The organism is Rhodanobacter sp. C06, from assembly GCF_002001105.1.
In the GTDB taxonomy this organism is placed as follows: domain Bacteria; phylum Pseudomonadota; class Gammaproteobacteria; order Xanthomonadales; family Rhodanobacteraceae; genus Rhodanobacter_A.
In genome coordinates, this window is sequence record NZ_MUNP01000010.1 from 1 (window position 1) to 4,388 (window position 4,388).

Below are 4,388 nucleotides of genomic sequence, written 5' to 3' on the forward strand. Positions count from 1 at the left end.
CGCGTCGCCTTGCGGTGCCGTTCGAAACCGGCGTCGTGCTCCATCGACAGGCTCATCTGCTTCGGCGTCATCGCGTAACATCCGTCCTCAGGTCGAGCTTCGACCACGGGGCAAAATCAGAGTTTCCTTAGATAGACCCGTCTTCGATAAGGTAGTCTGTGTACCAAGTGTGGTGTTACCCGGAGGAGCTTCGGGGGAGTGCCTCAAAAGAGTTCGTGACCGAACTGATGGGGCAGGCAGGGAATAGGGGAGAGTAATGCCAAGCATCAAGGTCAAGCAGATTAGGTTTGGAGTTCCGCCTTTTCGTAAATTGTCCAACATGACGATCGAGTTCGCGGATCGTATTACCGTCATTGCCGGGCATAACGGTATCGGCAAGTCGACGATCATGGCCTTGGTCGCAAACAACTCCGGGCTAAGTAGTAGCCAAGCTTATAAGTCACTGTTCGGAAAGGCATTTCAGGGAAATCTCTTTGACATCGTCCATGTTGACTACGTCAAGGAATATCTAACCTACAAGAACGCCGGTGCCGCTCTTCCAGAGCCCCTAATTGACTCCCTTATCAACGGGGCCGACGTTGTGACGAAGGCTTGCTCAACGACCGGGCGATCGGATAGCAAGAAGGCTCGTGTCGTGCCGCGCAGCGTGCCTCACGAAGCGTACGAAAGTGACGATGGGAAGATCGCTATCGGCCCCGATGCCAAGGTGCCTTTGCCCACCATATATCTCGGCATGACGCGCATGTTTCCCGTCGGTGAGGCGAATCCGTCTTGGGTTGATCCCGCCATCGATAAGACCCTCGAGGTCGAAGAGCGTCAGTTCATAAGCAAGTTCATCAACGATGTTGTGGTTGGTAGTAAGACTACTTCCGACACAATCACTTCGTTGGGCATTAAGGGGACGGGCAAGCTTGCTAAGCACCCCCAGTACGATTTTGACGCTCGATGCGTGTCGTTGGGACAAGACAGCTTGGGAAGCATAGCCACAGCGCTTGCCTCCTTTAGTCGCCTGAAACGGAAGTGGCCGGATTATCCCGGCGGTCTGTTCATAGTTGACGAGGTGGACGCTGGGCTTCACCCCCATGCTCAGCGGAAGTTGATTCAGGCTCTTCAGAGCACTGGACGAAAGCTCGACCTACAGATTGTTGCCACCACACATTCGACTCACGTGATCGAAGAAGTTCACCCTGATGGGCAAGGACACGCCCAGGCACCTGATGGCGTGATCTATCTGATGGATACGGCAGTACCGAGGCACGCGAACGGGTTTTCCCTAATGCAGATCCTCGATGACATGAACCTCAAGATGCCAGAGGCTCCTAAGAAGCCTAAGCCATTGGAGGTAAAGGTTTACTTCGAAGATGATGAGGCCGCATTCATCTTCAATCGTCTTGTACCGCCGAAGAAGAAGAACGCCATTGGCAAAAAATTGGGAGTCAAGCTTTCGCCGATGCCTCTCGGGGTTGGCTGCAACAGTTTGGTGGGTTTGAGCAAGCACGACAAATACTTCGAGAAGGTGGTGATCGCCGTTGACGCGGACGCTTCAATCACCGGAGCCGCAAAGCAGGTGGCGAACGTAGTAAAGCTGCCCGGAGCTACCAACGATGCGGGTAAAGGGTTATCGCCAGAGAGAACACTCTATTACTACCTCCAAGAGCTCGTGGACAATCCTGGAGATCATGCCGAGGAGTGGGATGAGCTGCTGAAGAGGGGACTGTCCACTAACCAGGTCCAGGCCAACTTGCTCGATGGCGGGTTCAACATCGCCAAAAGGGAAGGGGCTAAGTCGTGGTGGCAAGCACGCCAACAGAGCATCAAGGACCAGAAGCTGTTTGAGTTTTGGGCCTCATGGCACCCGGACGAGGTTAACGCGTTCCTGGATGGCTTGGAGAAGGCGGTGGAAGTGGTCGCTAAGAGGCTCGGCTAGTTTGGCTGGCCAAGCTCGTCGAAAGTCACTACAGTCAAGATATGTACTCGAATAAGCTCTACACCCCACTCAGGTATCCCGGCGGAAAGGCGCGTTTCGCGCCGTTTGTCGCTGGAGTACTCGAGACGAACGGGCTCGAGGGCGGGCACTATTTAGAACCGTACGCTGGTGGTGCTGGAGTCGCCTTGGAGCTTCTCTTTCACAGTCGCGTCGAACACATCCACATCAATGATGCCGACCCCGCCGTCTACAGCTTTTGGATCGCTGCAACCCAGTTCACGAACGAGCTAATTGAGCTTGTGCGAGACACGCCCGTCACTATGAACGAATGGTATCGGTGGCGATCGATCATGCTGGGTCAGGAGGATGCTGGCCCGGTGTACCGAGGATTTGCCACGCTCTTTATGAATAGGACAAATCGCTCGGGCATCCTCAAGGGCGGGGTAATCGGTGGTAAGCAACAAGCAGGAGCCTACAGCCTAGACGTACGGTTTAAGCGGGAGGCACTTGAGGAGCGTCTTTCAAGGATTGGACGTTTCTCGAAGCAAATTACCGTCTACCGTGACGATGCGCTCGCCTTGCTCAAGACTTGCCATAAGTTCATGCCGCGCAAGTCTTTGGTTTACCTAGATCCCCCTTATTATGTTAAGGGGCAAGGTCTCTATCGGAATTTCTACGATCATGACGATCATGTTTCGGTAGCTAGATTCTTGCAGAGTGCGCGCTTTACCCGTCCTTGGATCGTTTCCTATGACAACGTCAAGGAAATACGACAGATGTATAAGGGTGTAAGCACCTTGAGCTACGACCTTAACTACACCGCCCAGCGTCGTTACCATGGTTCTGAGGTCATGTTCTTTAGTGACCGACTCCATGTGCCTTCAAGGCTTACGAGAGGGACTAAGGCTGCATAACCCAAGCCACTTGGCAGACCATCTGAGCGATCAACTGAGGGGGAAGTAGGACTCATCCACTTCTCCGAAGTATTCTGGGGCGACCTCGCCGCATTGAGCTCTGGTGGTGGCGAGAAGCTTATCGAACGTATTGTCATGCGGTTCGGACTTGTCGTCCTGGAAAGGCTTGCCTACTTCATTGGCTTCTACATGCGATGGGCCGACGAAACGACCAGCGTAGCTTCCTGCTGGATTTCGGCGATATTGGGTGACGTGCCTCCGGTGCTCCAGCAAACTCAGTCCGAATTGCCGCCGGTGAAGGAGGTCACTGTGCGCCGATGTTTTCAGACGATGGTAAGTACTTCAAGGGATCAACGGGATTCCCATTGAACCTAATTTGGAATATGAAACCGGCGTGTTGATTGGGCAATTCGCGGACTCGGGCGATAGGGTCGCCGCGAGATACCTTTTGGCCTTCGTGTGTAAGTCTAGTCCCGGTTAAAGCATAGGCAACAATGAAGCTGTCACTGCTCTTTACCATTGTCACTTCTCCCATCGCCCCGAGCCCATGGCCGCTATACACAACTACACCGTCCGCTGCCGCGCTTATCGTCTCGCCTATACGTCCTTCAAATTCGACTCCTGGGACCGAGTCTGTGGGGTCAAACAGCTTTAAGATCCTGCGGCCGATGGGCCGTTGCCATTGAATTCCTTCGATATCCCTAGTCTCGCTCGCTACGACTGGTTCGGCTTGCGCGGATTCGTGGATGGCGTTGCCGACACCTTTAGTGGTTGCTGGGTTTGCCCATGAGTCGCCGACAAGTACCTGAGCAGTTTTGACATCAGTTGTACCGACAGGCGATGCGGGCTGAGAAGGATTGGCCTTAGCACCCGGTTGTGCGGTCATGGGGGGGGCTTGGCTGTACTGGCGCGCTGTTTGTCGACAGATCCCATCGTCGATTGTGCATTGGTGACAGGTAAGGCCGCGCTTGTGCTGGGTGCGCTGATGATTGGTGCCGCCGGAGCGGGATGAGTTAACCACGGGGTCGTAATGTAGCCCTTGCTTATCAGCGCAATAAGAGCCGCAGCGATCATTGCTGCTAGAAGCAGGACCAAGAGTAGGACTTTGGGTCGCTCCAGCACTTCGGCTATGAGATCGTAGAGCGTTCTTCCATAACGGCGCGGCTCATCGGGTGGTGCCATACGACGCCCTCCTGTCTGCTCACGTGATCGCTTTCGTTTTGTCCCCAGCACTCGCAGCAGTTGTGTCTCTGTGGGTGCAGCCTGACGCTATCATCTCTCGTGACGACACCGTGCGCGACCCCTGAGGAGGATGTGGGAATCGCGCAAGTGTACCGCCTTGTGTACTAAGGATGGTCTGATCAATCACCGCCTCATGCTCTCGGCGCGTATTTGAGCCAGCGGCAGGCAAGATGCTCCCGCCCGCGAGCCCCATTCCATGTTCTTCGTGCCGCCGCCAGCCTTTTCAGGCCACGGCGGACGCAGCAACCCTATCTCGGTTGCAGCAGTATCCCGCGCGCCATCCATAGGTTGACCAGCGCAAACAG

The 4,388-nt window shown here is 54.8% G+C and carries 3 protein-coding genes; 2 read left to right on the forward strand and 1 reads right to left on the reverse strand.

Annotated features, from left to right (window positions below):
* Positions 1–256: 256 nt before the first annotated feature.
* Positions 257–1,927 (forward strand): ATP-binding protein, encoded by a 1,671-nt coding sequence (locus B0E52_RS00035; RefSeq protein WP_077480487.1) that lies wholly within the window; start codon positions 257–259, stop codon positions 1,925–1,927.
* A gap of 41 nt (positions 1,928–1,968) precedes the next feature.
* Positions 1,969–2,841: a DNA adenine methylase gene (locus B0E52_RS00040; protein ID WP_077480489.1), complete on the forward strand. Its 873-nt coding sequence runs from the start codon at positions 1,969–1,971 to the stop codon at positions 2,839–2,841.
* 304 nt (positions 2,842–3,145) lie between these two features.
* Here B0E52_RS00040 and B0E52_RS00045 read toward each other — a convergent pair whose 3' ends face one another.
* Positions 3,146–3,727, reverse strand: coding sequence for a peptidoglycan DD-metalloendopeptidase family protein (locus B0E52_RS00045; RefSeq protein ID WP_077480491.1), 582 nt, complete (start codon positions 3,725–3,727; stop codon positions 3,146–3,148).
* Between the last annotated feature and the right edge of the window lie 661 nt (positions 3,728–4,388).